4 protein-coding genes are annotated in these 2,494 nt (G+C 63.2%); all 4 read left to right on the plus strand.

What is annotated here, in order from left to right; genetic code table 11:
* On the plus strand, nucleotides 1-929 hold a 929-nt coding region (locus AUL36_RS24385), incomplete at its 5' end, for a hypothetical protein (RefSeq protein ID WP_192843903.1).
* Nucleotides 926-1,369: a hypothetical protein gene (locus AUL36_RS22950; RefSeq protein WP_062224579.1), complete on the plus strand. Its 444-nt coding sequence runs from the start codon at nucleotides 926-928 to the stop codon at nucleotides 1,367-1,369. The genes AUL36_RS24385 and AUL36_RS22950, both read left to right, overlap by 4 nt.
* A complete protein-coding gene (locus AUL36_RS22955) occupies nucleotides 1,366-1,626 on the plus strand; it encodes a hypothetical protein (protein WP_062224581.1) in 261 nt (86 codons plus the stop codon). Before AUL36_RS22950 ends, AUL36_RS22955 begins: the two co-directional genes overlap by 4 nt.
* Nucleotides 1,616-2,494 (plus strand): hypothetical protein (locus AUL36_RS22960; RefSeq protein ID WP_156418555.1); only part of this gene is annotated, 879 nt, incomplete at its 3' end. The genes AUL36_RS22955 and AUL36_RS22960, both read left to right, overlap by 11 nt.

Raw genomic sequence — 2,494 nt, forward strand, 5'->3', positions numbered from 1 at the left:
ATGATGGTCTGACCTTCACGGAACTGACCACCACCCGCCATCAGTTTACCGCGCCTGCTGACGTGTTCTTCTTCAAGGGGGGATACGTCGCCCCGCCTCGCTACACGCTCGACTATCAGAACAACGTCGTCATGGTGAGCCAGATTTCGGCGGACGGCGAGACGTGGACGAAGCATAGCGACAGCATCACCTCCGGCAACTTCGCCATGTCCTATGCCATGTCCGGCAGCTACCTTGTCGGCCAAGTGGCAGGGTCGAGCCAACTGGTCTGGAGAACCTCCTACGACGGCTCTTGGAATTCCATGAGCCTCAATGCTGCGTCCGCCAGCGGAACTTATTCGTCGATCATCTGCGTGAACGACGTGTTCTATTTCTCGTCGGCGAGCGGCAACATCTATCGTGCCACGGACCCAAGCGCCGCCGGCAATTGGCAGGCTTGGTTTTCCCACCCCAGAGCCAACGAGATCAACACATCTCGCATATTCTATGTATTGGGCAGCATCTACCTTGTGGCTCAGCTGCCCAATAGCAACAATGTCACCGTCCATCGCATCGATCCCAGTACCGGCACGGCGACACTTCTTCTGACGACGCCGCCGGGGGGCAGCACAGCGAACCCAGATATTCCCGGCTACGTCTATAGCGTCCAGACCGATGGCAAAGGCCGCGTCATCCTCATGAACGGTGCGGACGTCTGGGTCATGCAGCCCAATGGGACCACGACCAAACTCGGGTTTCGATTCGTAGATTATCCGACCCAGCTACCGCGCTTCATGCGGCCGAGCGACGGGCTGGCTTTGGCGGTTCCCTACAACACCAAAACGACCGTCAAGAGGGCTCGGCCCGCCGTCGCAGACACCGACTTCCAGATGCCGAACATCAGCAGTCCGACGACCGGAATGCGGCGTTTCATCCGAGGCAAGCCATGACCAAAGTTCATCTCATCGACGAGAACGCCGTTTGGATCGAAACGCGGAACGTCGACCTCGACCTTGGGCGGCCGGTGAATTCGGTGCTGGTCGAGCCCCCGCAGTTCGATCCGCAAAAACAGTTCGCCGTCTGGTCAGGGGATACGTGGCTGTTGCGCCCCCTCAGTGAGTTGCCAGCAACGCCGATCGCCGCTGATCCCGTTCCGTCCGAGGTCACGCCGGCACAGGCCAAGATCGCGCTCTACGACGCCGGCCTCTATGGCCGTGTCAAAGCGATCATCGACGGGAGCGACGCCTACGAGCCCATGCGCATCTGGTGGGAGTCCGCCCTCGTTTGGCGGCTGGACAATCCCAACATCCACGCGCTGGCAGCGGTCCTGAAGCTGACGGACGATCAGGTCGATGACCTCTTCCGCGCGGCGGCGAAGGTGGCGCAATGACCGATCATTGCACCCTCTGGCCCGAGGGCACCTGGGCGCATTGCTGCGCGGCGCACGATCTCGCCTACGCCGATCCGGGCGTCGGCAAGCTCACGGCCGACCTCGACATGATCCATTGCGTCGCCGCCTCCGCCGGCTGGCCGATGGCGCTCCTGATGGGCGCGGGCGTCCTCGCGCTCGGCCTCCCGTTCTGGATTCGCGCCCGCCTCAAATCCCGTTCAAACCGTGTTGGAAAGGGCCGCAACGATGGCCGTTGAAACCAAGACCATCTTTCTCGGCACGGACTGGACGCTGATCTCGGCCGCCAACACGGATGGCACCCGCATCGTCAGCACCGTGTTGGGCTATCGGCCTATGATCCTTCTGGCCGATGCGCTGCCGGCTTCAGGGACGCCCGGCAGCGTGATCGGTTCCGACGAGACCGTCCAGACGGGCAAGAAGCTCTATGCCTGCTCGCCGACTGATAGGCTCGTGCAAGTCCAGATCACGCGGACGGTGGATTCGGCCAATCCTGCGATCCCGGAGCTGGGAGACCTCACGCTCTCGAAATCGTCCTGGGAGGCCGGGCAGACGCCGGGCTCGGAGTTGGCAACGATATCAGGCAAAACCGCCGGCTCGACCGTCGCGCTGGAGCGCAATGACGGCGACCTCGCCGTGTCCGCGCAGGGCGACAAGCTGCTGGCGGGTCTCGCGCCGGTCGGCCCCGGCCGCTATGCCAACGCTCTGATCGAGCGGTTGGCGGGATCGGCGCGAGGCTCCAAACGGACGCCATTCGAGTACGCGGTGCCGGTGCCGGCGAGCGCGATCGGCGGCGAGAAGTACATGCTCGCGTCGAACCGCTTCGGGTTGCCAACCGACTATGCGCTCAACGACAGCGGCTACGCGTCAGGCGACACGTCCGGCCGCTCGGGCGGCAATGGGACGTCGTTCGCGAAGTACCAGTATCGGTCCTGGGGCTTCTCCACCACGTTCGAAACCAAGGAGGGCCGCTTCCTTTGGGCCAACGTGGTCAACACGATCCTGGGCGTTCGGCCGAACAACTTCCCGGTGACCATCCAGAGGGTGGACGTGCGCCGATGGTCGGACGGTGCCGTTGTCGCGCAGGTCAAATGGGGCGGCTCGACG

The sequence above is a fragment of the Aureimonas sp. D3 genome (assembly GCF_001463805.1).
Taxonomy (GTDB): domain Bacteria; phylum Pseudomonadota; class Alphaproteobacteria; order Rhizobiales; family Rhizobiaceae; genus Aureimonas; species Aureimonas ureilytica_A.

Coding starts and splice junctions, on each gene's coding strand:
- AUL36_RS22950 (WP_062224579.1), top strand. CDS start 926: ATGACCAAAGTTCATCTCATCGACGAGAACGCCGTTTGGATCGAAACG.
- AUL36_RS22955 (WP_062224581.1), top strand. CDS start 1,366: ATGACCGATCATTGCACCCTCTGGCCCGAGGGCACCTGGGCGCATTGC.